The 22,184-nt window shown below is 71.6% G+C and carries 27 protein-coding genes; 5 read left to right on the forward strand and 22 right to left on the reverse strand.

Annotated elements, in window-relative coordinates; all coding sequences use genetic code 11:
- Window positions 1–11: 11 nt before the first annotated feature.
- From ACQ86L_RS12050 to ACQ86L_RS12145, 20 genes are all read right to left on the reverse strand, one after another.
- Window positions 12–899 (reverse strand): flagellar motor switch protein FliM, encoded by an 888-nt coding sequence (locus ACQ86L_RS12050; RefSeq protein WP_434315617.1) that lies wholly within the window; start codon window positions 897–899, stop codon window positions 12–14.
- Window positions 896–1,729 (reverse strand): OmpA/MotB family protein, encoded by an 834-nt coding sequence (locus tag ACQ86L_RS12055; protein ID WP_434315618.1) that lies wholly within the window; start codon window positions 1,727–1,729, stop codon window positions 896–898. The genes ACQ86L_RS12050 and ACQ86L_RS12055 overlap by 4 nt, the downstream gene beginning before the upstream one ends.
- Window positions 1,726–2,547, reverse strand: coding sequence for a motility protein A (locus ACQ86L_RS12060; RefSeq protein ID WP_434315619.1), 822 nt, complete (start codon window positions 2,545–2,547; stop codon window positions 1,726–1,728). Before ACQ86L_RS12060 ends, ACQ86L_RS12055 begins: the two co-directional genes overlap by 4 nt.
- A gap of 2 nt (window positions 2,548–2,549) precedes the next feature.
- Complete coding sequence (locus tag ACQ86L_RS12065) at window positions 2,550–2,777, reverse strand: flagellar FlbD family protein (protein ID WP_345838833.1); 228 nt, start codon at window positions 2,775–2,777, stop codon at window positions 2,550–2,552.
- Between the two features lie 113 nt (window positions 2,778–2,890).
- The gene (locus tag ACQ86L_RS12070) at window positions 2,891–4,066 is read right to left on the reverse strand and encodes a flagellar hook protein FlgE (protein ID WP_434315620.1); all 1,176 of its coding nucleotides are present in this window, start codon (window positions 4,064–4,066) and stop codon (window positions 2,891–2,893) included.
- A gap of 26 nt (window positions 4,067–4,092) precedes the next feature.
- On the reverse strand, window positions 4,093–4,530 hold the full coding sequence (locus ACQ86L_RS12075) for a flagellar hook assembly protein FlgD (protein WP_345838831.1): 438 nt from the start codon (window positions 4,528–4,530) through the stop codon (window positions 4,093–4,095).
- A 17-nt stretch (window positions 4,531–4,547) separates the two neighbouring features.
- A complete protein-coding gene (locus ACQ86L_RS12080) occupies window positions 4,548–5,828 on the reverse strand; it encodes a flagellar hook-length control protein FliK (RefSeq protein WP_434315621.1) in 1,281 nt (426 codons plus the stop codon).
- Entirely contained in the window at window positions 5,825–6,649 is an 825-nt protein-coding gene (locus ACQ86L_RS12085) for a C40 family peptidase (RefSeq protein ID WP_434315622.1), read from the reverse strand. The genes ACQ86L_RS12080 and ACQ86L_RS12085 overlap by 4 nt, the downstream gene beginning before the upstream one ends.
- On the reverse strand, window positions 6,646–7,074 hold the full coding sequence (locus ACQ86L_RS12090; protein WP_434315623.1) for a flagellar export protein FliJ: 429 nt from the start codon (window positions 7,072–7,074) through the stop codon (window positions 6,646–6,648). Before ACQ86L_RS12090 ends, ACQ86L_RS12085 begins: the two co-directional genes overlap by 4 nt.
- Entirely contained in the window at window positions 7,071–8,399 is a 1,329-nt protein-coding gene (locus ACQ86L_RS12095; protein WP_434315624.1) for a FliI/YscN family ATPase, read from the reverse strand. Before ACQ86L_RS12095 ends, ACQ86L_RS12090 begins: the two co-directional genes overlap by 4 nt.
- Window positions 8,396–8,752, reverse strand: a complete 357-nt coding sequence (locus ACQ86L_RS12100) for a FliH/SctL family protein (protein WP_434315625.1) — start codon at window positions 8,750–8,752, stop codon at window positions 8,396–8,398. Before ACQ86L_RS12100 ends, ACQ86L_RS12095 begins: the two co-directional genes overlap by 4 nt.
- Before the next feature lie 249 nt (window positions 8,753–9,001).
- Window positions 9,002–10,024, reverse strand: coding sequence for a flagellar motor switch protein FliG (fliG, locus tag ACQ86L_RS12105; RefSeq protein ID WP_434315626.1), 1,023 nt, complete (start codon window positions 10,022–10,024; stop codon window positions 9,002–9,004).
- Window positions 10,021–11,619 (reverse strand): flagellar basal-body MS-ring/collar protein FliF, encoded by a 1,599-nt coding sequence (fliF, locus tag ACQ86L_RS12110; protein ID WP_434315627.1) that lies wholly within the window; start codon window positions 11,617–11,619, stop codon window positions 10,021–10,023. The genes fliG and fliF overlap by 4 nt, the downstream gene beginning before the upstream one ends.
- The gene (locus tag ACQ86L_RS12115; protein ID WP_434315628.1) at window positions 11,505–11,927 is read right to left on the reverse strand and encodes a flagellar hook-basal body complex protein FliE; all 423 of its coding nucleotides are present in this window, start codon (window positions 11,925–11,927) and stop codon (window positions 11,505–11,507) included. Before ACQ86L_RS12115 ends, fliF begins: the two co-directional genes overlap by 115 nt.
- The gene (gene flgC / locus ACQ86L_RS12120; protein ID WP_434315629.1) at window positions 11,927–12,319 is read right to left on the reverse strand and encodes a flagellar basal body rod protein FlgC; all 393 of its coding nucleotides are present in this window, start codon (window positions 12,317–12,319) and stop codon (window positions 11,927–11,929) included. Before flgC ends, ACQ86L_RS12115 begins: the two co-directional genes overlap by 1 nt.
- A gap of 2 nt (window positions 12,320–12,321) precedes the next feature.
- Window positions 12,322–12,645, reverse strand: coding sequence for a flagellar basal body rod protein FlgB (flgB, locus tag ACQ86L_RS12125; RefSeq protein WP_434315630.1), 324 nt, complete (start codon window positions 12,643–12,645; stop codon window positions 12,322–12,324).
- A 138-nt stretch (window positions 12,646–12,783) separates the two neighbouring features.
- The gene (locus ACQ86L_RS12130; RefSeq protein WP_434315631.1) at window positions 12,784–13,089 is read right to left on the reverse strand and encodes a hypothetical protein; all 306 of its coding nucleotides are present in this window, start codon (window positions 13,087–13,089) and stop codon (window positions 12,784–12,786) included.
- Window positions 13,082–13,510: a flagellar export chaperone FliS gene (gene fliS, locus ACQ86L_RS12135; protein WP_345838819.1), complete on the reverse strand. Its 429-nt coding sequence runs from the start codon at window positions 13,508–13,510 to the stop codon at window positions 13,082–13,084. The genes ACQ86L_RS12130 and fliS overlap by 8 nt, the downstream gene beginning before the upstream one ends.
- A gap of 22 nt (window positions 13,511–13,532) precedes the next feature.
- Entirely contained in the window at window positions 13,533–14,978 is a 1,446-nt protein-coding gene (gene fliD, locus ACQ86L_RS12140; RefSeq protein ID WP_434315632.1) for a flagellar filament capping protein FliD, read from the reverse strand.
- A gap of 82 nt (window positions 14,979–15,060) precedes the next feature.
- Window positions 15,061–15,891 (reverse strand): flagellin, encoded by an 831-nt coding sequence (locus tag ACQ86L_RS12145; RefSeq protein ID WP_434315633.1) that lies wholly within the window; start codon window positions 15,889–15,891, stop codon window positions 15,061–15,063.
- Window positions 15,892–16,096: 205 nt separating this feature from the next.
- On the opposite strand from ACQ86L_RS12145, the gene flgN reads away from it, so the two are divergent.
- The 5 genes from flgN to ACQ86L_RS12170 all read left to right on the forward strand — a co-directional run bounded on the left by flgN (window position 16,097) and on the right by ACQ86L_RS12170 (window position 19,815).
- Window positions 16,097–16,600, forward strand: coding sequence for a flagellar export chaperone FlgN (gene flgN / locus ACQ86L_RS12150; protein ID WP_434315634.1), 504 nt, complete (start codon window positions 16,097–16,099; stop codon window positions 16,598–16,600).
- 9 nt (window positions 16,601–16,609) lie between these two features.
- Window positions 16,610–18,040, forward strand: a complete 1,431-nt coding sequence (gene flgK / locus ACQ86L_RS12155) for a flagellar hook-associated protein FlgK (RefSeq protein ID WP_434315635.1) — start codon at window positions 16,610–16,612, stop codon at window positions 18,038–18,040.
- 7 nt (window positions 18,041–18,047) lie between these two features.
- Complete coding sequence (gene flgL / locus ACQ86L_RS12160; protein ID WP_434315636.1) at window positions 18,048–18,932, forward strand: flagellar hook-associated protein FlgL; 885 nt, start codon at window positions 18,048–18,050, stop codon at window positions 18,930–18,932.
- A complete protein-coding gene (locus ACQ86L_RS12165; RefSeq protein ID WP_345838813.1) occupies window positions 18,929–19,285 on the forward strand; it encodes a flagellar assembly protein FliW in 357 nt (118 codons plus the stop codon). The genes flgL and ACQ86L_RS12165 overlap by 4 nt, the downstream gene beginning before the upstream one ends.
- 98 nt (window positions 19,286–19,383) lie before the next feature.
- Window positions 19,384–19,815: a flagellar protein FlgN gene (locus ACQ86L_RS12170; RefSeq protein WP_434315637.1), complete on the forward strand. Its 432-nt coding sequence runs from the start codon at window positions 19,384–19,386 to the stop codon at window positions 19,813–19,815.
- 7 nt (window positions 19,816–19,822) lie between these two features.
- Here ACQ86L_RS12170 and ACQ86L_RS12175 read toward each other — a convergent pair whose 3' ends face one another.
- The gene (locus tag ACQ86L_RS12175; protein WP_434315638.1) at window positions 19,823–20,611 is read right to left on the reverse strand and encodes a sigma-70 family RNA polymerase sigma factor; all 789 of its coding nucleotides are present in this window, start codon (window positions 20,609–20,611) and stop codon (window positions 19,823–19,825) included.
- A gap of 216 nt (window positions 20,612–20,827) precedes the next feature.
- On the reverse strand, window positions 20,828–22,075 hold the full coding sequence (locus ACQ86L_RS12180; protein WP_434315639.1) for a serine hydrolase domain-containing protein: 1,248 nt from the start codon (window positions 22,073–22,075) through the stop codon (window positions 20,828–20,830).
- Between the last annotated feature and the right edge of the window lie 109 nt (window positions 22,076–22,184).

The following is a 22,184-nucleotide window of genomic DNA, read 5'->3' on the forward strand; positions in this document are numbered from 1 at the left end:
TGGTCTCTCCATCAGTTGTTGTCCTCAGCGGTGGTGACGACGACGGCGAGGCGAGACCCCGCGGCGCCGATGGCGGCGGTGCCGACCGGCTCGCCGCCCGCCGCGACCTGGATCGGCCGGCTGACCGGGTGGGGAAGGCGGATCACGTCCCCCACCGCCAGCCCGAGCACGGAGGCGGGGGTGACCGTCGCGGAGGCGAGCCGGGCGCTCACCTCGACCGGGACCTGGGCGAGCTGGGCGTGCAGGAGCTGCTTGGCGTTGTCGACCTGCACGGTCGGGTTGGTCTCGCCCAGCCGCTCCAGCAGCACCCGGGCCGGGAGGGCGATCGTCGCCTCCGCGACGTCCTCTCCGACGCGGGCGGCGAACCGAGCCACGATCATCAGCTCGCTCGTGGGAGCCGCCTGGGCGAACTGCGAGTTGTACTGGATGGCGTCGATGCGCACCGAGTTCGTGAACAGCGGGCCGAGAGAGTACTGCAGGTCTTCGAGCGCGTCATTCATCAGGCCGACGACCAGCGCGTGCTCGATCGGCGAGAACGTGCGGTCGAGGAGGGGAAGCGGACGGTTGCCGCCGAGCATCGCGTTCACCCAGCGCAGTGCGGCTCCGGTGGGGAGTTGGATGACGCCGCGCGGCTCCACGTCGCTGATCGAGCACAGCACCATCGCGGTGCTCGACGGGAGCGCCGCCGCGTACTCGTCGTACGTGTGCATGGTGACCTGCTCGCACGTCACCTGGGACAGCACGCGCACCTTCGCGGTGAGCTGCGTGCCCCACTGGCGCGCGAAGGTCGCGAAGGCGAGCTCCAGCACGCGGGAGTGCTCGCGGGCGAGGGTGGTCGGGCGGCGGAAGTCGTAGGCCCGCACCTCGCGCTCAGCCGGCTGCGTCATGGTCTGGCTCATCCGCCTGCTCCCTTCGCCGCGACGATCCCGGGGATCAGGTCGCGCACCTCCTGCGGCTGCGCCGACCGGACGACGATGTCGACCCGGCGGTCCTGGGCGAGCTGGGCCGCGTCCCCGGTGGCCGTCGCCGTCGCCGAGCCGTCGCTGACCGCGTAGATCCGCGTCGCCTGGATGCCCGAGACGTCGGTGAGCCGGCGGAGCACCGAGATGGCGCGCGCCGCGGCGAGGTCCCAGTTGTCGGCGTAGGGCGGACCGGCCGGCCGGGTGTCGGCGTGCCCCTCGACCGAGATCGTGTACGACGTCGGGTACAGGACCGGCCCGACGTTGTCGATGATCTGCACCGCCAGCGGGGTGAGCGTCGCGAGGTTGGAGTCGAAGAACGCGTTCCCGCCGATCAGGCCGATCGTGAGCCCGCGGGCGTCGATCGTGTACGAGACCGCTCCCTGCAGGCCCTGCGCCGTCAGCCGGGCGTTGATCGCTGCCTGGATCGCGCGCAGGTCGGCGACCTCCAGCTTGGCCGCTTCGAGGGGCGACAGCGGGGGAGCGGTGGAGGCCGACGACGGCGCCGGGGTCGGCTCGGCGTCCTTCGCCGCGACGATCACGCCCTTGGCCGTGTCGACCTTCTGGCTCACCTTCTCGCCGAAGCCGGTCTGGAGCGAGTTCTTCAGCTCGTTGAACTTGTGGGCGTCGATCGAGGACATCGAGAACAGGACGATGAACGTGCACATCAGCACGGTGACCATGTCCATGTAGGAGGCCATCCAGCGCTCGTCGTTGGCGTGGCCCTCGCCGTGGCCGTCGGCGGCCGGCCTGCGACGCCCGCGGCTCACGGCCCGACCGCGGACGCTGCCTCGGAGACCGGGGCGGACGCGTCGTTCTTGCTCTTGCTGCGCTTCGGCTTGGGGCTGTAGGGGACCATCGCGGTGAGGCGCTCGGAGAGCGCGCGCGAGGAGGTGCCGGACTGGATGGCGAGCACGCCCTCCACGACGATCTGCCGCCGCTCGGCCTCCAGCTCCGCGAGCCGGCGCAGGCGCGTGCCGAGCGGGAGCCAGATGAAGTTGGCCGAGAGCAGGCCCCAGAGCGTGGCGACGAACGCGCTTGCGATCATCGGCCCGAGCTTGTCGGGGGTGGAGAGGTTGCCGAGCACATGGGTGAGCGAAACGACGGTGCCGACGATGCCGATGGTGGGCGCGTAGCCGCCGAGCGCCGAGAAGAACGAGGAGGAGACCCGGGTGGCCTTCGACCAGGTCGCGATCTGGTCCTCCAGCAGGATGCGCAGGTCCTCGGAGTCGGCGCCGTCTGCCACGCCCTGCAGGGCGCTGGCGAGGAACGGGTCCTTGACCTCTTCGGCCGACGACTCCAGCGAGAGCAGTCCGCGCTGGCGGGCGACGTCGGCGAGGTCGAGCAGCGTGGCGACCGTGCCGGCGAAGTCCGGCTTCTTGCCCGTGAACGCCCCGGGGATCGCCTTGAACGAGTCGAGCGCGTCCTTCACGGTCGCGCCCGCGATGCCGACCGAGATCGTGGCGCCGAGCACGAACACGACAGGACCGACGAGGAGCAGCGATGCGAAGCTCGCCCCCTCGATCGTCACCATCGCCGCCAGCGAGCCGAAGGCCGCGATGATCCCGATGATCAATGCCAGATCCATGGTCAGCTCCCTTCGCCCGAGTCGGTCGGCCGTCCCAGCCGGTATGCGCGGTCGAGCACATCGGCGCGCCAGGCGGCGATGCGGTCGATGACTTCCGCCATGGTCTCGGTCACCACGTAGCGCACGCCGTCGACCATCGTCAGGGTGGTGTCGGGGTCGGCGTTGATGCGCTCGATGAGGTCCGGGTTCACGGCGAACGGCACGTGGTTCAGCCTGGTCACCGTGATCATGAGGACTCCGCAGAGAGGGAAGGGATCGGATCGCCTCCGTGTCGGAGGTGCTCGCCTTCCCCTATCGGCAGATCGGACGGTTCCGTTAGCCCGGCGCCGCTACTGGATCAGGGTCACTGCGTCTTCAGCTGGAGGAGCTCCTGCAGCACGTCGTCGGAGGTCGTGATCACCCGGGCGGAGGCCTGGAACGCGCGCTGCGCGACGATGAGGTTGGTGAACTCCCGCGCCAGGTCGACGTTGGAGCCTTCGATCGCCCCGCTCGTCAGCGTCCCGAGGCTGCCGCTCCCCGCCACGCCCACCTGGGGGAGCCCGGAGTTCGGGGTGGCGATGAAGTTGGAGTTGCCGGCCTTCTGGAGGCCGCCCGGGTTGGTGAAGTTCGCCAGGGCGACGCGGCCGATGGCCTGCTTCTGACCGTTGGAGAAGGACCCCATGATCGTGCCGTCGTTCTCGAGCGAGAACGACTGCAACGAGCCGGCCGCCGTCCCGTTCTGCGAGGCGAAGTTGACCCCGCCGGAGCCCGCGAAGCCGGTGAGCTTCGACATGTCGATGGTGACGCCGCCGACCGCGAGGGTCTGCCCGCTGGTGATGGCGCCGTTCGTGAACGTGAGCGAGCCGGTGGCCGTGTTCCCCGCGGCGTCGGTCGCGGTGACGTCCCAGCCGGCGGCGGTGCGGGTGAAGGTCGCGCTCAGGTTGCGCTGCGCCCCGGTCGCGTCGTAGACGGTCACCTGGCTGTTGACCGTGGAGCCCGCGGCCGCGTCGTCCGCCAGGTTGCCGGACATCGTGGCGCTGGAGGTCGCGCGCGCCGCGGACAGCCCGCTCGTCGACAGCGTGAGGTTGGAGACCGGAGCGGAGGAGTTGACCGCGCCGTTGACGGCCGGCCAGCCCTGCACGATCGCCCCGTCCGGGCTGACCAGGTTGCCGGAGGCGTCCGTGGTGAACGCGCCGGAGCGGGTGTACTGGGTCTGGCCGCCGTTGTTGACGATGAAGAAGCCGTCGCCGTTGATCATCAGGTTGGTGCCGACGCCGGTGGTCTGCGCGGCGCCCTCGGTGAAGTTGGTCGCGGTCGCCGCGACCCGCACGCCGAGGCCGACCTGGGCCGGCGACGTGCCGCCCTGGTTGCCGGTCGGCGCCGAGGCCGTCCCGATCATCTGGGAGAGGGTGTCCTCGAACTCGACGGAGGAGGACTTGTAGCCGGTGGTGTTGACGTTGGCGATGTTGTTGCCGACCACGTCGAGCATGGTCTGCTGCGCCTGGAGGCCCGAGACGCCGGAGTCGAGAGAACGGAGCATGGGAGTGTGCCTTTCGGTGGTGGGGACTAGGAGGCCGGAGTCTGCTGGACGCCGAGGATTCCGGAGAGGGGGAAGGTGCCGCCGTTGACGGACACGGTCGGGGTGGCCCCCGAGAACGAGACGCCGGTGACGACGCCCGTCTGGGGCTTGCCCGCGAGGTCGTTGTAGCTCACGGTCTTGCCGATGAGGTCGGCGGCCGCGGTCTGCATCTGCAGGTTGAGGGCGGTGTTGCTGCTGGAGCCGAGCGCGGTCATCTGCTGCATCATCCCGAGCTGGGTCGTCTGCTGGACCATCGCGGCCGAGTCCATCGGCGAGCTGGGGTCCTGGTTCTTGAGCTGCGTGACGAGCAGGTTCATGAAGTCGTCGGCGGTCAGCGACTGGTGCGGCGCGCGGGTGGGCTGCGTCGACCAGAGCGAGGTCGTCGAGGCGGTCGCGGTGGGATCGGTCGAGATGGGGGTGACCATGGGTTTCTCCTTCGTGGTCAGACGACGATGTCGAGGGTTCGGGCGCCCAGGAGGGCGACAGGGAGGGCGACGGGCTGTGCCGGGTCGGCCGGTGCGGCGCTCCGGACAGGGGCCGGCTCGTCGGGAGCGTCAGCAGGCGCGGTCGACCCGCGGCCGCCCGCCCCGCCCTGGTCCGGGGATGTCCACGGAGACCGGCCGCCTCCGCCGCTCTCGGCCCCCGGCGCGTTCTGGTCGGACACGGAGACCGAGGCGTTCGCGGTCGTCGCGTTGAGGTCGCGCCGCAGGTCCGTGAGGATCTGCCGGATGGCGTCCCGCCCGGCGTCGCTGGGCGCGAACAGCTCGATGCGGACGCCGGAGTCGCTGACCCGCGCGTGCACCGTGACGGGACCGAGGTCGTCGGGGGCGACCCGCACGACCACGACGTGGTCGCCGTCGGGCTGCCGCGCGAGGGTCATCACGGGCTGAGACAGCTGTTGCTGGAGCGGCGGCGCGGGGGTCGGTGTGGTGGAGGCGGCGGGGGAGGCCGAGGCGACAGCGGTCGTGAGGGTCGGCGCCGGTGCCGGGATGGGAGTCGCCGCTGCGGGGATGCCCGACGGCGCGGCCCCCGCGCTCGGCGTCGACGGTTCGGCCGGCGTCTTGGCGGCCGGCCGGGAAGGCGTGGCGGCCGGTGCGGGTGCGGACGGCTGTGCAGTGGTGGCCGGAGCGGCCGTCGCACTCGGCTGGGCCGCCTCCCGGGGCGGGGTCGGAGCCGTGGGCGCGGTCGGCGCTTCGACGGGAGCGGGCGACGCGGACGTCTGCGCCGGAGCTGCCTGCGTCGGCGTCGCGGGCGGGAGCGGAGCGGCGACGAGCGCCTGCTGCACCGCGAGCTGACCGGCTGCGAACACGTCGGCGACCGCAGGGGAGGGCGCGTCGTGGTGCTGGTCCGCGGCGGTCGTCCGCGTGGACCCGCTCTTGCCGCGGGGTCCCTCGTCCGGAACCGACGGGGAGGTCGTCGCCGCGGCGTCCGCGAGCGGCGCGGGGGCAGGGGTCGCCACGAGGAACACGGCAGGAGCAGGCGCGGTCTGCGGTGTCGGCGGCGTCGGCGGCGTGGACGTCGCTTCCGCGGTGGGGGCCGACGGCGCCGGCTCGGCAGGAGCCGCGGGAGACATCGGCGCTTCGGTGTCGCCGGCCAGCGCCGAGAGCAAGGCGGTGCCGAACGCCGTTCCACCGCCGCCGGACGACGACGGATCGGACGGCGAGGCGGGCGCGAGCAGGGCCGCGGCGCCTGCGCCGCCGAACCCCGAGACGACCGCGCTCACGAGTTCATCCCCGAGCCCTGGCCGAGCAGCGCCGACAGTGCGCTTCCGCCCCCGGACCCCAGGAGGCCGGAGAGCGACGACCCGCCGCTCGACCCGAGCAGTCCGAGCAGCGACGACCCGCCGTTCGACCCGAGCAGCGCCGCCAGCGCCGACGAGGACGACGACGCGCCTCCCGAGCCGAGCATCCCGGCCACCGACGACCCTCCACTCGACCCGAGCAGCGCCGCGAGCGCGGCGGCCGACGACGCCGACGACGCGGCGGCCGTAGCGGTCGGCACGATCCGGCGGATGGTCACCACGTTCGAGGGCGAGATCCAGTTGTCCATCTCTTCGACCTGGCCGCCCGGCTTGGGCGCCTGGATGATCTTGCCGTTCCCGGCATAGATGACGATGTGCTCGCCGCCGTTGCAGACGATGAGGTCGCCCGGCTGCGCGTCGGCGAGGGACGGGACGCTCTGGCCGATCGTCCCCTGCCCGGAGACCAGCCGCGGCAGCGAGATGCCCATGTCGCCGTAGACGCGCTGCACGAGGCCCGAGCAGTCCAGGCCCGCGCTGGTCGTGCCGCCGAAGACGTACGGGACGCCGAGGTACTTGCGGGCGTCCGCGACGATGTCCGCGCCGGTGGTCCCGTTGTTCGCCTGCTGGCCGGCCGCCGGGGTGACCTGCGCCCCGGTCGTGCCGGTCGCCGCGGCCAGGCTCGTCGCGAAGGCTGACGGGCTGGTCGACTGCGCAGTCTGCGTCTGCGTCGGCTGCCCGCCGGCGAGCTGCACCATCTGCGACTCGATCTGCTGGATGCGGCCGACGGCCTCCGTGATGCTCATACCGCGTCCCTCCTGCTCTCGCGCCAGCCCTGGATGGCCACCTCGTCGAGCGCGGACTGCTCCTCGCGCAGCTCGCGGGCGACTTCCGCCTCGGTGTGCCGCCGCCGGAGCTTCTCCAGCGAGACGGCGGACGCACGCGCGGCGCCGTGCGCCGACCGGGCCTCCCCGGCCTCCCGGGAGGCGAGCTCGTGCAGCGCGGTCAGCTCGCCGAGCAGCACCTGCGCCGACGTCCGGGCGGCGATCACGGACGAGAGGGTCGCCGCGTCGACGGCGTCCGAGCGGACCCCGGCCAGCGACGCGCGCGTCCGGGCCCCGCGGGCGCGGACCGCGTCCACCGCCCGGTTCGCGTCGGCGAGCTCCGCAGCCGCGCGCTGCTCCTCCAGGTCCCGCACGCGCAGGAGGCCGGCCAATCCGAATCGCTTCATGCTGCGGCTCCGAACGCTCGGGTCAGCTCGCGGAGCGAATCCCACGCCCCGTCCGCGGTGGACCGCTGATCCATCCCCTGCCGCAGGAAGCCGTCGATGGCCTCCTCGAATTGCACCGCGGCGTCCACCCGGGCGTTCGCCCCCGGCTTGTACGCGCCGACGTCGAGCAGGTCCTGGGCGCTCCGGCGCGCGGAGAGCACGGCACGGAGGGCCGTCGCGTCGGCGAGCCGGTCCGGCGGGGTGATCTTGGACGCGAGCCGGGAGATGGACCCCAGCACGTCGATCGAGGGGAAGTGGCCCGTGATCGCGAGCGCGCGGTCCAGGACGACGTGGCCGTCGAGGATCGACCGCGCCGCGTCCGCGATCGGCTCGTTGTGGTCGTCGCCATCGACCAGGACGGTGTAGAGCCCGGTGATCGAGCCCGTGGCCGCGGCGCCGGCACGCTCCAGGAGCGACGCCAGCGTGGAGAAGGTCGACGGCGGGTAGCCGCGGGTCGCCGGCGGCTCCCCGGCCGAGAGCCCGATCTCGCGCTGGGCCATCGCCACGCGGGTCAGCGAGTCCATCATCAGCACGACATGCTGGCCGCGGTCGCGATGCCACTCCGCGATCCGGGTCGCGACGAGGGAGGCCCGCAGCCGCATCAGCGCGGGCTCGTCGGAGGTGGAGACGACGACGATCGAGCGGGCCAGTCCCTCGGCGCCGAGGTCGTCCTCGATGAACTCCCGCACCTCGCGGCCGCGCTCGCCGATCAGGGCGATCACCGAGACCTCGGCGTCCGTCCCGCGGGCGATCATCGACAGCAGCGACGACTTGCCCACGCCGGAGCCGGCGAAGAGGCCCAGCCGCTGGCCGCGTCCAATCGAGACCAGGGTGTCGAGGGCGCGCACGCCGAGCTGGAGGGGCGACGTGATCCGGGCGCGCTGCAGCGGGCCGGGCGCGGTGTTGGCCAGGCCGACGTGCTGCGTCGGCGGGAGCGGTCCCTTGCCGTCGATGGGACGGCCGAGGCCGTCGATGACCCGGCCGAGCAGGGCGTCGCCCACGGGGACGGCCGGGGCTGCGGGAGCGGATCGGACGGGCGTTCCGATGGGGTGCGCCGCCGTGCCGGACAGCACCATGCAGGTGAGCAGCCCCGGCCGCACGGCGACGACCTGGGCCGCCGTCTGCGCTCCCGGTTCGCCGATCGCGACGAGGTCGCCGACCGCGCCCTCCAGCCCGGCCACCTCGATGCCCAGGCCGATGACGGAGGCCACGCGGCCGATCCGCTCCGGCGCGGCCGCGCGGACGGCGGTCAGTAGCCGGGCGCCTCCCGGCGCGTACCCGGTCATGCGCGGTCTCCCGTCAGTGCGGTCCGCGCCCGCGCGAGCCCCGCGTCGATCCGGGCGTCCAGCCAGCCCTCGCGCAGGACCGCGATGGCGTCGCTCGGAGCGATGGACGGGTCGGGCACGATCTCCGGGAAGGCACCGGCCTCCTGCGCGACCGCGCGGGCGTCGTCGGGGTGCATCCGCACCGAGACGAGCTCGCCGGCCGGCGTGGCCGCGATCACGCGGCGCAGCGTGTCGGCCGCGTCGACGTGCCCGTCGGCCACCTCGCGCTGGAGCACGGCCTCGGCAAGCGCGAGCGCCGCCTCCACCAGGGCGTCGTCGGCCGTGGCGACGACCGGGACGGCGAGCGCGCGCACCCCTCCGCGGCTGCGGCGAGCGCCGCCAGGGCGCGGCGGGTCGCCGCGGCGGACTCCGCCTCCGCCGCCTGCCAGTGCTGGAGCCGGGCGCTCTCGGCCGACACGAACTCGGCCTCCGCGCGGCGCAGCCCCTCGCTGTAGCCGGCCGCGAAGCCACGGGCCCGCGCGCTGGAGGCGCCGCCCTCGGGGTCGACCGCGACCGCCGTGCCGGACGACCCGACCTCGGGGTAGCGAACTGGAGCGAACGCGCTATTCGACATATTCGTCCTCGTCCGAGCGGTGCACCGTGATCGTGCCCTCCGCTTCGAGGTCGCGGATCGCGCGGACGATCTCCGCCCTGGCCTCCTCGACGCGGGAGAGCCGGATCGAGCCGAGCACCGACGACTCCTCGTCCAGCACTTCGAGGTTGCGCTCCGAGAGGTTGGCGCGGATGACGTCCCTGGTCGCCTCCGGGGAGCCCTTCATCGCGATGGCGAGCACCGAGACGTCGATCCCGCGCAGCACCTGCTGGACGTCGCGCGGCTCCAGCTTCACGATGTCGGCGAAGGTCAGCATCCGCGAGCGCACCTCGGCGGCGAGCTCGGGATCGCGCTGGTCCAGCTCGTCGAGCAGCGCGCGCTCGTTCGCGACGCTGGAGCGGTTGATGATGTCCACCAGGGGCTGCACCCCGCCGACGGCGTCCTGCTGGTCCTTGGTCTTGACGACCGACCCGGCGCGACTGCGCAGCGTGTCGGCGACGGTGCGGGCCACCTCGGGGCTCACACTGCCCATCGTCGCGATGCAGTGCGCGACGTCGGTGCGGATCTCGGGCTTGAGGGCCGCGAGGACCCGCGAGGCCTGGTCGGCCCGCAGGTGGGCCAGCACGGTGGCCATCGTCTGCGACAGCTCGCCGTCGAGCAGGAGGGCGACCTGCGTGGGGTCGGCGGTGTCCAGGAACTCGAAGGCGCGCCCGGCGAGCGAGGAGGCCACGCGGGACATCACGCCGGCGGCGCGCTCGGAGCCGAACGACGCCTCCAGCAGCCCGATGGCCGCGCTCCGGCCTCCGCTGACGCGCGCCGCGGGCTGGAGGGCGAGCTCGTGGAACTCCACAAGCGCCGCCTCGGCCTGCTGCCGGTCGACGCGCTTGAGCGCGACGATCTCGGCCGCGATCTCCTCGGACTCCGACTCGCTGAACTGCTGCATGACGCGCGCAGCGGCCGCCTGATCCAGGTTCATCAGGATCAGGGCGGCCTTCTGCGCGCCGGTCAGGGGCGCGACCTTCGCCTCGGTCACGGCGTCGTCTCCTTCTCACCCATGAGGCTGAGCAGGAAGTCGGCCGCGCGGCGGGGGTCGTCGACGGCGAGCTGCTCGATCTCGGCCCTGCGCTGCTCCGACTCGATCGAGACCGGGCTCGGCGGAGGCGTCGTCAGCGGAACGGTCGGAGGGGTCACCTGGTGGAAGGCGAGCGTCGGGGCTGCGAGCTCCTCGTACCGGTCGCCGCCGTCGACCTCCGCGTTGCCGCGACGGCGGCGGAAGACGAGCAGCGCGACGATCATCGCGACCACGATGCCCGCCGCGATCAGGCCGGTGCGGATCCAGGAGTCGAGCTGCGCCTGCTGGGTCTGCGCCGCGGCCTGCGCCAGCGCCTGCTTCGCGGCCTGCGCGTTCGCCTGCGAGAAGTTGACCAGCTGCACGCCCACCGCGTCGCCGCGCGTCGTGTCGATGCCGGAGGCGTTGGCCACCATCGTCTGGAGCTGGCTCGTGCTCACGCCCGCCTTGGTCGCCGCCGCGCTGTCGACCGCGACCGACACGGTCTGCCGCTGCACGCCGCCCGCCGGGATCTGCTGGGTCACGCTGGTCTTGTTCAGCGCGTTGTCGCTCGTGGTGCTGTCGGAGCTGTAGCTGCCGTTGCCTCCGCTGTTCGCTGCGGTGTTGGCGACGCCGTTCGTCGTGGAGCTGGTGCCGAGCACACCGGACTGCGCCGCTGCGCCGGTCCCGGTGTACGTCTCCTTCTGCGACGACGAGCTGGTCTGCGGCGCGCCGGTCGGGATGCTGTAGCTGTCGGTCGTCTTCGTGGACGTCGAGTTGTCCATCAGCGCACTGACGACGACCGTGGAGTTGCCCGAGCCGAGCACCTTGTCGAGCATCGACTGCACACTGGACTGCACCGCGCTGTCGTAGGCCTTCGCCTGGTCGCCGGTCGAGCCCGCGGCGGTTCCGCCCGTGGTCGAGAGCACGTTGCCCGCGGCGTCGATGACGGACACGTCGGTCGGCTTCATCCCCACGGTCGAGGACGAGACGAGGTGGACGATGGCCTGCACCTGCGCCGGCGTCAGCGTGGTGCCGGCGCTCTCGTCCACGAATACGCTGGCCGTCGGGTCCTGCGCCTGGTCGGTGAACACCGTCGGCTGCGGGATGGCCAGCTTGACCGAAGCGGTCTTGACCCCCTGCATGGCGTCGATCGTGCTGGCGAGCTCGCCTTCCATCGCGCGCTTGTAGGTGACGTCCTGCTGGAACTCGGACGTCGTGACGCCCATGTTGTCGAGCAGGGAGTAGCCCTGGTTGCTGCTCGACGGGAGGTTGGCCGCGGCCGCCTTCAGCCGCTCCTGGTAGACCTGCGCCTGCGGGACGAGGATCGTCGCGCCGCCGTCCGTGAGCTGGTACGGCACGTTGTCGGTGTGCAGCTGCGTGGTGATCGCGGAGGCGTCCGAGGCGGAGATCCCGCTGAACAGCGGCACGTACTGCGGCTGGCTCAGCCAGACCGACAGGCCGGTCACGCCGAGGGCGAGCACGAGCAGCGCGAGGACCGAGACGGTCTTCTGCGCGAAGCTGAAGCCGGCGATCGTCGCGCCGACGCGCTTGAGGACCGCCTGGAGCCGGGCCGGCACCTAGCCCCCATCCGCATGATGGTGTTGAACGCGTCCACGGCCTGGTTGCGCAGCGTCGCCATGAGCTGCACGGTCGTCTGCACGCGGGCCGCGGCGATCGTCGCGTCCTGGATGTCGTTGAGGTTGCCGGTGACCGCCTTCACGTTGGCCGCGTCGGACGTGCTCTGCAGCTGCTGGAGGTTGTCCACCGCTCCCGTCAGCGCGGCGCCGAAACCGCCCGCGCCCGAGCCGGAGGACGTGGCGCCGACGGCCGGGGTCGCCTGCTGGACGTTCCCGAGCGAGATCGCTCCGATGGCCGGGATGCTCATCACTTGGCTCCGATCTGCAGTGCCGACTGGTACATGTCCTTCGCGGCGTTCACCGCGTTCGAGTTCGCCTGGTACGCCCGCTGCGCCTCGATCAGGTCGGTCATCTGGCTCGCCATGTCGATGGTGGTCTGCTTCACATAGCCCTGCGCGTCCGCGTTCGGGTCGCCGGGGGAGTAGACGAGCTGGCCCGCGGCCGAGCCGTAGACGATGCCGCCGATCGAGACCCCGTTCATCCCGGGGTTGGCCTGCGCCTGGACGTAGCGCTCCTGGAACGCGGGGTTGTTCGGGGACGTGGTGTCGTTGATGTTCGCGAGGTTGTCGCTGATGGAGTCCAGCCAGGTCTGGTTGAGCGTCATGCCCGTGCCGGAGATGCCGATGGCGTCGTAGCTCATGGTCAGTTCACCGTCGCAGCGGCGCGGAGCTCACTGAACTGCTGGGACATCGCCTGCGAGGCCGCCTGGAACTTCAGCCCGTTGGTGACCTGGGCGAGCGTCTCCTGCTCCAGCGAGACGTTGTTGCCGTTCAGCCGGGTCGGGTCCATGCTCGTCGTCGGCGCGATGGCGGAGGCCGGCAGCTGACCGCTGTGGGCCGCGACCGACTTCTCCAGGGCCGACGCGAAGTCCACGACCTGCGCGTGGTAGCCGGGCGTATTGATGTTCGCGATGTTGTTGGAGATCGCGGTCTGCGCCGCGGCGTAGCCGTCGAGGGCGGAGGTCATCGCGTTCATCGTCACGGAATCGAGCAAGGCTCACCTCATGAGTGGTGGAATTCCAGGGGAGGAGGCCGATCCGTGGCCGCGGCGAGCGATCCGTGCTCGTAGTGGCCTATCGGCAGGATCGGCGCGCGCGTTAGCGTCCTACCCGATCAGATCGAGGTAGACCGGAGGTTCTGCGTCGGGCCGCGGCGTCTGCGCGCTGGCGAGCGACTCCAGCTCGGCACGGACCCGCTGCTGCAGGTCGCGCAGGCCGTCGATCGCCCGCTGCTGCGCGGCCTGCACGGCGCGTGCGCGCTCGGCGAGCGCCGCCGGCAGCGCGGGGAGCGGTGCGGCGGGATGCCACGGCTCGAGTCCCGCCGGGTCGGCGGCCTGGGCGCGCGCCTCCAGCTCGTCCAGGGCCGAGGCCCACGCGGCGTCGGCCGCTGCGCCGGCGGACAGGTCAGGCAATCGCCACGACCTCGCTGTTGTCGTCCGCGCCGTCGACCTCCCACGAGGTCCCCGACGACAGCGAGTCCGCCGCCTGGTGCCAGGCCTGGCGCAGCGGCTCCAGCAGCGCGATCGCCTCGATGACCAGGGCGACGTCCCGGGTCACCCGGCAGTGGATGAGGGCGTTCGAGACGTAGATGTAGAGGCCGAGCAGGCTCTCTGCCGCGTTCCAGACGTCCAGGCGCAGCGAGCCCGCCAGCGCGGTGAGGATGTCGACCGCGTGGGTGAGCCGGTAGTCCGCGACGGCGAGGTCGTCGGCGTCCAGGGCGTCCTTCGCGCAGGTGAGGTCGAGCAGCAGCCGGTCGTACAGCATGGTGAGCAGCCGCGACGGCGACGCGGAGAGGATGGCGTTGTCGCGGTAGGTCTGTGCCGCAGATGGCATGGCGATCCTTGTGTTCTCTCTGTCAGTTCGACGACGACGGGTTCATCGCGTTGATCTGCTGGGTCAGGTAGTTCTGCTCGTTCTGGAGCTGGCCGAGGGTCGTGACGAGGGCCGTGTACTGCGCCGTCAGCAGCTTGCGCTTCGCCGCGAGCATCGTCGTCCAGTTGCTCACGCCCGACTGGTCGTTGGAGATCTGGGTCTGCTGCGACGAGATGGAGGCGGTCACGGTGCCGGTCACCGGGTCGGAGGCCGTCGCGCTGACGGCCTGCACACGGGAGGCGATCGTCTGCACGGCGGCGATGGTCCCGGCGCGGTCGCTCGCGAGGGCGGCCTGGAACTTCGCGCTGTCGAACTTGATCGACCCGTCCGACTGGATCGCGATGCCGTAGGTGGCGGGGGAGACCGTACCGCCGGGGCCGACTGGAGCCGACACCGCCGACTGCAGGTTGCGATAGACCCCCTGGATGAGGAGGCTGCCCGTGAACGTCCCGGCGGTCGTGGTGCTGGACCCGTCCGCGTTCTGGGTCGTCGTGACGGCGGACTGCTGCGAGATGTACGAGAGCAGCGTGTTCACGCCGGAGACCAGGGAGGACGCGGTCGAGGTGATGCTGCCGCTGTCCATCGTGGAGGTGAGCGTCACCGGCGCGGTGGTGGGCTTCGCTACCGTGACGGTCACGCCCTGGACCAGGTTCGCGAAGGTGTCGGTGGACGACGAGACCGTCTGCGCCGCCGCGGTGCCCGGCCAGAGGGTGACCGTCGCGTCCTGCGCGGCGGTGACGGTGGCGGCGCCGGCCTGGGTGAGGAGGTTCGTGGCGGTCCCGGCCGAGTACGCGGCGCTGGTGCCGGCGTAGACCTGGAAGGCCGCCGCCGCTCCGGTCTGCGTCGAGGTGAGCTGGAGCCGGTACTGCGGGTTGCCCGAGGCGTCGGTGCCCGAGGCGACCTGCGCGGCCGTGACGCCCGCCCCTGCGGCGTTGATGGCGGTGACCACATCCGAGATGCTGGTGGACGCGGCCGTGATCTGGTGCGCGGCGCCCGTCGAGTCGACGATGGTGATCGCGCCGCCGCTGTCCGGCCAGGTCGTCATGACCCCGGTGACGGACACCTGCGCCTGCGCCACCTGGTTGACCTGCAGCGAGAAGGAGGTCGGCGACGCCGCGGTGGTCGCAGTGGCCGTGACGGACGGGTCCGTGCTCGCGACGGTGAGGAGGTTGAGGCCGTTCGTGGCCGAGGCTCCCGCCGCGCTCGTCTGGAGCGCCTGAAGCGTCACGTTGAGGTTCTGGAAGGCCGAGAGGGCGGACTGCTCCGTCTTGACCTTGGCCTGGAGCTGGGTCTGGGGGATGGACTCCGCGGTCATCAGGGCGTTCACGATGGCCGTGGGGTCGAGGTTGTTGACCAGGTTCGAGACTGTGACCTGGCCGTTGCCGCCCACGGTGAGGGAGGGCAGGGAGATGGTTCCGACTGAGCTCATCCGGGTTCCTCCGATCCGCGATCAGGTTGAAGCGGTGCGGGCGGCGACTGAACCCGAATCAGTCGCCGCCCGCCAGAGGGGGTCAGCCCTGGAGCAGCTTGAGGATGAGCTGGCTCTGCTGGTTGGCCTGCGAGAGCATCGCAGTGCCGGCCTGCATGAGCACGTTCTCCTTGCTGTACTTCGCCATCTCGGACGCCATGTCGGTGTCCGCGATCTGCGAGTTGGCGGCGGTCAGGTTCTGCGAGTTGACGGCGATGCTCTGCGCGGTCGCGGTCAGCACGTTCTGGGTCGCGCCGAGGGTGGCCTGAGCGGTCGACACGGTCTGGATCTGGGTCTGGATCTGAGTGATCGCGTTCTGCGCACCGGCCGTGGTGGTGAAGTCCAGCGCGGCCACGGCCGTGCCGATCGTGGTCACGTTGGCCGTGCCGAGGTCGAGGGAGACCTTGTCCGTCGCGTTGGAGCCGGTCTGGAAGTTCAGCGCCGCGGCGCCGGTGGCCGAGCCGTCGAGCAGCTTGACCCCGTTGAAGTTCGTGGACGTGCCGATCGAGGTGAGCTGGGCGGCCAGAGCGGTGACCTGCGTCTGGATGTCCGAGCGCGACGCGGTGCTGTTCGTGTCGTTCGCGGCCTGGACGGCGAGGCTGTTGATCGTCTGCAGGATGTTGGACACCTGGGACAGCGCGCCGGAGGCGGTCTGGATCAGGTTGATGCCGCTGGCGGTGTTCTGCGCGGCCGCGTTGAGACCGCCGATCTGAGCCAGCAGGCCCTGCGAGATCGCCAGGCCGGCCGGGTTGTCGGCAGCGGTGTTCAGCTGCGAGCCCGAGGACAGCTTGTTCATGCTGCTCTGCAGAGCGGCCTGGTTGGAGTTGAGCGCGTTCGTGACCGAGAGAGCGCTCAGGTTGGTGTTGATGGTCATAGCCATGATGTTCGATTCCTCCGTGAGAGTGTGCAGAGCCGGCCCGTCCGTGGGCCGACGAATGGACCTATCGGCAGCTCGGCCACGGATGTAAGCACCCGATCGAAATACGTTCCGTGTCCCCCGAAATGCTTACAAGGGACCCGTTCCTGCCGATAGCGGAAGGTACGGCAGACAACGTGTGTGCCCTTGCTATGGATGGCTGATGGGAGCGTGGAGCGCGGTGGGCGCCAACGAACTGTCGAACGAGCTCTGGCGTCAGAGAGAGCTCCTGGAGCTGCTGCTCTACAAATTCGAGGTCGAGCAGTTGCTCCTCGCCTCCGGCAAAGCCCGCTGGGTGCCGCACGCGACGCGCGAGGCGGAGGTCGTGATCGAGCGGCTCCGGACCGCCACGCTCTCGATGAGCGTCTCCGCGTCCGCCCTGGCGATCGAGTGGAACCTCCCCGCGGACACCCGGCTGCGCGAGCTCGCGGCCGGCGCTCCCGAGGGAGCCTGGCAGGGCATCTTCGCCGCCCACCTGGAGGCCCTCGTCACGCTGACCCGCGAGATCCGGACCGTGCGCGCCGGCAACGACCGCCTGCTGCGGAACGCCCTCCGCGCCGCCCAGGACACCTTCGACGCCGTCTCGGACGGCGCGTCGGTCTACACCTCCGACGGGACGACGGACCTGCCGTCCGCACGCGCCCGCCTCGTCGACGCGACCCTGTAGGAGACGACCGTGTCCGGCAACCTTCTCGGCTCCCTCAACACCGCCTTCTCCGGCCTCGCCGCCGCTCAGGCCGGCATCGAGGTCACGGGCGACAACATCGCCAACGCGACCACCCCCGGCTACGTCCGCCAGCAGGTCGACCTGGAGGCCGTCGGCGGTCCCGCCCAGGTCGGCCCCTTCGCGCAGTCGGCCGCCGCCGGCCAGGGCGTGCGCGTGGCCGGCATCGTCCAGCTCGGCTCGTCCCTGCTCGACGCCCAGGCCCGGTCCGCCGGCGCCGCCGCCGGCTACAGCAGCGTCACGGCCTCGGGGCTGAGCGCCCTGGAGTCGACCCTCGGCGAGCCGAGCGGCGACGCCATCTCCGGCTCGCTCTCGAAGTTCTGGTCGGCCTGGCAGGACGTCTCCAACCAACCGGGCGCGCCAGCACCGGTCGCCGCCCTGCTCGGCAAGGCGGGCTCCCTGGTCGGTCAGATCGCCACCGCGTACCGCTCCGTGCAGTCGCAGTGGTCGCAGACCCAGCAGGACCTGGCGACCACGGCCGCGCAGGTGAACTCCGACGCGTCCAAGGTCGCCCAGCTCAACGGGCAGATCCGCTCGGTGGCGGCGTCGGGCGGCGACGTCAACGCGCTCATCACCCAGCGCAGCACCCTCCTGACCGAGCTCGCCTCGCTCTCCGGCGCGTCCGTCGTGAACAACGCCGACCAGACCGTGACCGTGAGCATCGGCGGCGCGAACCTGGTGCAGGGCACCGTCGCCCGGTCCCTGTCGGTCACCGGATCGACCACTCTGGAGGGCGCCGCTGGGTCGCCGGCCGGGGTGCAGTGGTCCGACGGCGTCGGCCCGGTCTCGCTCAGCTCCGGGAAGCTGGCGGGCGACCTCGCGCTCCTGGCGCCCGCCACGGCGTCCGGCAACGGCGGAGCCATCGCGGAGACCGCGGCGAAGCTGAACACCCTCGCGACCTCTCTCGCCCAGCAGGTGAACGCCGTCAGCGTCACCGGGACGACCTCCACCGGCGCCACGAACGTCGCGTTCTTCGGGATGTCGGCGAGCGGCCCGGCGGCGCTCGGCCTGAGCGTCCTCCCGACCGACCCGTCCGGTGTCGCGGTCGCGGCCGCGGGCGCAGGCGCGGCCGACGGCTCGATCGCCGACGCGATCGGCCAGCTCGGCACCGGCGCGGGCTCGCCCGACGTCGCGTGGTCGACGGGCGTCATCGCGCTCGGCACCGCGACGAGCAACGCGACGCAGCAGTCCACCCTCGATCAGAGCGCCCAGGCCGCCGCGACAGGCGCGCAGTCCTCGCAGGAGTCGGTCAGCCTGGACGAGGAGAACATGAACCTGATCGCGTACCAGCACGCCTACCAGGGCTCGGCGCGCGTCATGACCGCACTCGACTCCATCCTCGATCAGCTCATCAACCACACCGGACTCGTCGGATTGGGATAGGCCGAACATGTCATTCCGTGTCACAGAGTCGACGCAGCTCGCGTCGGCCCAGCGCAACCTCCAGCTCAGCGCCCAGCGGCTCGACCAGCTCGACCAGCAGGTCGCCAGCGGGCTCGCGATCAGCAAGACCTCCGACGACCCCGCGGGCGCCGCGACCCTGCTCGACCTGCAGCGGCAGCTCGCGCAGAACACGCAGTACCAGCGGAACGCCGGCGACGGGACGGCCTGGCTCGGGACCGCGGGCACGGCACTCTCGTCCATGAACGACACGCTCAACCAGGTCCGCGACCTGACGGTGCAGGCCGCCAACACGGCCACGCAGACCCCCAGCTCGCGCGCGGCCATCGCCACCCAGCTCCAGTCGCTGAAGCAGACGCTCCTGACGCTGGCGAACACGCAGTACCAGGGCCGCAGCGTCTTCGCCGGCACCTCCGACGCCGGCAGCGCATACAACCCCGACTACTCCTTCAACGGAACGGCCGGGTCGTCCGTGAACCGGCGAGTCGGCACGGACACGACGGTCCGGGTCGACGTCGACGGGTCGTCGGTGCTCGGCGCAGGGCCGACCTCGGTCTTCGCGCTGATCGACTCGATCGCGAGCACCGTGAGCAGCGGAGGCAACGTGGGCGGGCAGCTCACCGCGATCGACGCCGTGGCCTCGAACATCCGCGGCGCCGAGGCGACCGTCGGCAGCGCGCAGAACCAGCTCACCGGAGCGACCGCGGCGCTCACCACCCAGGCCACGACGCTGCAGACCACCCAGAACGGAATCCAGAACGTGGACGCCGCGCATGCCATCCTGGAGATGCAGACGCAGCAGGTCGCCTACCAGACCGCCCTGGCCGTCACAGCCAAAAGCATCCAGCCGACCTTGATGGACTACCTCAGATGACAGTGCAGATCAGCTTCCAGGAACCGCTCGCCGGCCTCGGGTCGTTCACCGAGTACGACTTCGCCCCGCTCGACGGCGCGCGCGACACCTACACGCTCCGGGCGAGCGCGCAGCCGGCGATCCGGCTGTTCCTGGTCGACGCGGCCGCCTATCTGCCCGACTACGTGGGGGAGCTCGACCGACCCGCCGACCCGGAGTCCGGCGTCTTCCTCGTCGTGACGCCGCACGCCGACGAGGTGACGGTCAACCTCCTCGCACCCATCCTCATCGACCCGGTCACACGCACCGGCGCGCAGGTGATCGCCACGGACGACCTCGACCGCGTGCAGGTGCCGCTGCGCCGGACCGCCTGAGAAACCCGCCCTCGGTTCGTGCCGGGACGGCAAGTAGTGTGTACGCAACGCGGGCTTCGGTCCGCACACCCGAGTGCGCTTCACGAATGGAACCATCGATGACGACGAACGAGGCGAACGAGCTGACGGCGCAGCTCTGGCGTCAGCGGGAGCTCCTGGAGATGCTGCTCTTCAAGTACGAGGAGGAGCGGCTGCTGCGCACCGCCGGCATGACCCGCTGGCTCGCCCACGCCTCCCGCGAGATCGACGTCGTCACCGGACGTCTCGGAAAGTCCAGCCTCTCGACCGCCGTCGCCATCTCCAGCCTCGGCGAGTCCTGGGGATTGCCTCCCGGCGCCCTCCTGCGCGACCTGGCCGAGGGCGCGCCGAGCCCGATGTGGGCCGAGATCTTCACCGACCACCTGCGCGCCCTGGTCGAGGTCATCACCGAGATCCGCGAGGTGCGGGCGCAGACGACCGCGACCTACCGCGCGAACGGCGAGATCGACCACACCGAGCAGAGCGCCCGGCTGATCGACACCGTCCTCTGACGATCGGTCAGGCGGTGACGCGGGTGACCGCGGTCGGGTGCGCGGTGAACTCCGCGAGCTTGGCGAGGTAGGCCGATCGCTTGGTCCGCGGGTTCCGGTCGGGCAGTGGGAGAACGCCGGAGTCCCGGTCGAAGTGCAGGAGCCAGCCTTCGTGCAGCAGCTTCATCGCCTCGGTCCGCGCCAGCGACACGGCCGCGTGCGTGACGCCGAGCTCGGCGGCCACGTCCTTGACCTGCCGGTCCTCGAAGAAGAGCCGCGTGACGATCAGGTGCAACCGCTCGGGGAGCGCCTCGACGGCCGCGCGCAGGAACGTCTCGCGCTCCGACGTCTCCGCCGACTCCTCCGGGCCGAGGATCGCCGAGACCAGCTCCTCCGACCGCTCCTCGATCGCGACCGGTCCGGTCGCGGACTCGCGGAGGGTGGCGACGACCGTCGCGCGGTCCACGCCGAGGGAGACGGCCATCTCGTCGACGGTGGGGGTCCGGCCGAGCGTCTGGTAGAGCCCGTCCCGGATCGCCAGCGTCTCCTTGATCGTCTTGCGGGTGCCGCGGGAGACCCAGTCCTGCGAGCGCAGCTCGTCCGCCAGCGCGCCGGAGATGCGGGTGCGGGCGTACGCGCCGAACGGCACGCCGCGGTCGGGGTCGAAGGAGCGGGACGCCTGGAACAGGGCGAACTGGCCGGCGGAGGCCAGCTCATCCCTGTCGAGATGGGTGCCGCGGTTGCACAGGTCGGAGACGATGTAGCCGACGAGCGGCAGGTGCTCGATGACGAGCTGATCGCGCGAGTGTGTGTTCACGTGTTCCTCAGTCGTTCGCGGTCCTAGGGCATGGACCACGGCGGGTTTCGGTGGGTGTAAATCACGCTCGGGTGCGCACTTCACCTCTGCGCCCGATTAGGGGTAGACGCTTCGGCACTCTTGAAATTAGCGGGCTGACCAGCATCCTGTAACGACCCAAGTCGGGTGACAAATGAATGCATTGCATTCGCGGAGGCATCCGCTATGCTCCGGCCGTCAGCCCGCGGCGGCCTTCGTCGGGCAGGGCGCCGCGGCCTTCATGGCGGCCGTGGCCTGGTCCTCCGACCAGGGGAGGGACGCCACGACCTTCGCGCCCTTCTGCACTGCGGGCACCTTGGACACGATCGACGCGAGCCGCTCGGCCAGCGCCTGCGCGAACCCCGCGCCCGGCGTCGAGTCGTTCAGCGCCACGACGACGGTCAGCCCGGACGACGGGTCGGCGTACGCCGCCGACAGGTAGCCGGGGACGGCCCCGGACGCGCCGCGCAGCGGCCCGACGACCTGCATGCCGAGCCCGTAGCCCAGCCAGGACGCGCCGGCGGAGACCGTCTTCGCCTGCGCGTCCGCCGAGCCGCTGCTCAGCAGCGAGCCACTGGCGAGCGCCTGCGCGAACACCTTGAGGTCCGAGACGTTCGAGACCACCCCGGCCGCCGTCCAGCCCAGCGACGGCGACAGCGCGGTGATGTCCTGCGGCTTGTCGCACACGGGAGCGCCGGTGGCGTCGAGCGGGGCGACATAGCCCGCGGGATGCGGGCCGGGGACGGTGTGGACGCCGTCGTCGGGGAGGACGCTCGCGGCCATCCCGAGCCGGTCGAACACGTAGCTCTGGTAGAGCTGCGCCCAGTTGCGGCCCGCGGCGTTCTGCAGCGCCATCCCGAGCAGCAGCGCGTTCGTCTGCGACGGGGAGAACTTCTCGCCCGGGTTGCCGGTCCGCGCCATCGCGATGCCGTCGCTCACGAGCTCCAGCGGCGGCCAGTAGCGCTCCGGGTTGGCCAGGAACACACGGCGCAGGGCCGACGCGTAATCGCCGAAGCCGGAGGTGTTCTGGCACAGCTCGCGCAGCGTCACCCCGCCGACGCCCACGAGCCCCGGAATCCACTGCGCGACCGGGTCGTCGAGCTCCACGGTGCCCTCGTCGACCAGTTCGAGGAGCACGGTGCACGTCATCGCGGTGGTGACCTGGCCCGTACGGAACGTCATGCCGCGAGTGACCGGCACGGACCCGCCGCGGGTCGTGGTCCCGATCGCGGTCGTCCAGCTCCCTGCCCACGGGGCCCACACCCCGACGAGGGCGGCCGACCCTCCGGAGAGCGCGATCGCGTCCGTCACCGCCGCGGTGAGCCGCGTCACCGTGGCCGCCGGGAGGGCGCCCTGCTGCTGCGGCGGGAAGTCGGGGTTCGCGCCGGTGTTGCCGCACGCCGCGAGGGTGAGGGCGAGGACGGCGGCGGACGCCGCGAGAACCATTCTGCGGAGACTGCTCCCTCGTCCCATCGCATCCCCCCGACGCTCCTGTGGCAGCGATTGTAGCGTGCGGCGACGTCCGCGCGGAGTCCCGCGAACCGTGTCCAATCCG

The sequence above is a fragment of the Leifsonia sp. P73 genome (genome assembly GCF_051059105.1).
GTDB lineage: Bacteria > Actinomycetota > Actinomycetes > Actinomycetales > Microbacteriaceae > Leifsonia.

Excerpts from the sequence above, each read along its gene's own strand:
- ACQ86L_RS12165 (WP_345838813.1), top strand. The coding sequence starts at position 18,929 with ATGACAGTGCAGATCAGCTTCCAGGAACCGCTCGCCGGCCTCGGGTCG.
- fliS (WP_345838819.1), bottom strand. The coding sequence starts at position 13,510 with ATGCCATCTGCGGCACAGACCTACCGCGACAACGCCATCCTCTCCGCG.
- ACQ86L_RS12115 (WP_434315628.1), bottom strand. The coding sequence starts at position 11,927 with ATGAGCATCCCGGCCATCGGAGCGATCTCGCTCGGGAACGTCCAGCAG.
- flgB (WP_434315630.1), bottom strand. The coding sequence starts at position 12,645 with ATGACCTCCGCCCTCGACGGCTACGCCGCGGCGCAGACCGCGATCTCC.
- ACQ86L_RS12145 (WP_434315633.1), bottom strand. The coding sequence starts at position 15,891 with ATGACCATCAACACCAACCTGAGCGCTCTCTCGGTCACGAACGCGCTC.
- ACQ86L_RS12075 (WP_345838831.1), bottom strand. The coding sequence starts at position 4,530 with ATGGTCACCCCCATCTCGACCGATCCCACCGCGACCGCCTCGACGACC.
- ACQ86L_RS12090 (WP_434315623.1), bottom strand. The coding sequence starts at position 7,074 with ATGAAGCGATTCGGATTGGCCGGCCTCCTGCGCGTGCGGGACCTGGAG.
- flgN (WP_434315634.1), top strand. The coding sequence starts at position 16,097 with ATGGGAGCGTGGAGCGCGGTGGGCGCCAACGAACTGTCGAACGAGCTC.
- ACQ86L_RS12085 (WP_434315622.1), bottom strand. The coding sequence starts at position 6,649 with ATGAGCATCACGGAGGCCGTCGGCCGCATCCAGCAGATCGAGTCGCAG.
- ACQ86L_RS12180 (WP_434315639.1), bottom strand. The coding sequence starts at position 22,075 with ATGGTTCTCGCGGCGTCCGCCGCCGTCCTCGCCCTCACCCTCGCGGCG.
- ACQ86L_RS12065 (WP_345838833.1), bottom strand. The coding sequence starts at position 2,777 with ATGATCACGGTGACCAGGCTGAACCACGTGCCGTTCGCCGTGAACCCG.
- flgC (WP_434315629.1), bottom strand. The coding sequence starts at position 12,319 with ATGAGCTACGACGCCATCGGCATCTCCGGCACGGGCATGACGCTCAAC.
- fliD (WP_434315632.1), bottom strand. The coding sequence starts at position 14,978 with ATGAGCTCAGTCGGAACCATCTCCCTGCCCTCCCTCACCGTGGGCGGC.
- flgL (WP_434315636.1), top strand. The coding sequence starts at position 18,048 with ATGTCATTCCGTGTCACAGAGTCGACGCAGCTCGCGTCGGCCCAGCGC.
- ACQ86L_RS12070 (WP_434315620.1), bottom strand. The coding sequence starts at position 4,066 with ATGCTCCGTTCTCTCGACTCCGGCGTCTCGGGCCTCCAGGCGCAGCAG.
- ACQ86L_RS12050 (WP_434315617.1), bottom strand. The coding sequence starts at position 899 with ATGAGCCAGACCATGACGCAGCCGGCTGAGCGCGAGGTGCGGGCCTAC.
- ACQ86L_RS12060 (WP_434315619.1), bottom strand. The coding sequence starts at position 2,547 with ATGGATCTGGCATTGATCATCGGGATCATCGCGGCCTTCGGCTCGCTG.
- ACQ86L_RS12170 (WP_434315637.1), top strand. The coding sequence starts at position 19,384 with ATGACGACGAACGAGGCGAACGAGCTGACGGCGCAGCTCTGGCGTCAG.
- ACQ86L_RS12095 (WP_434315624.1), bottom strand. The coding sequence starts at position 8,399 with ATGACCGGGTACGCGCCGGGAGGCGCCCGGCTACTGACCGCCGTCCGC.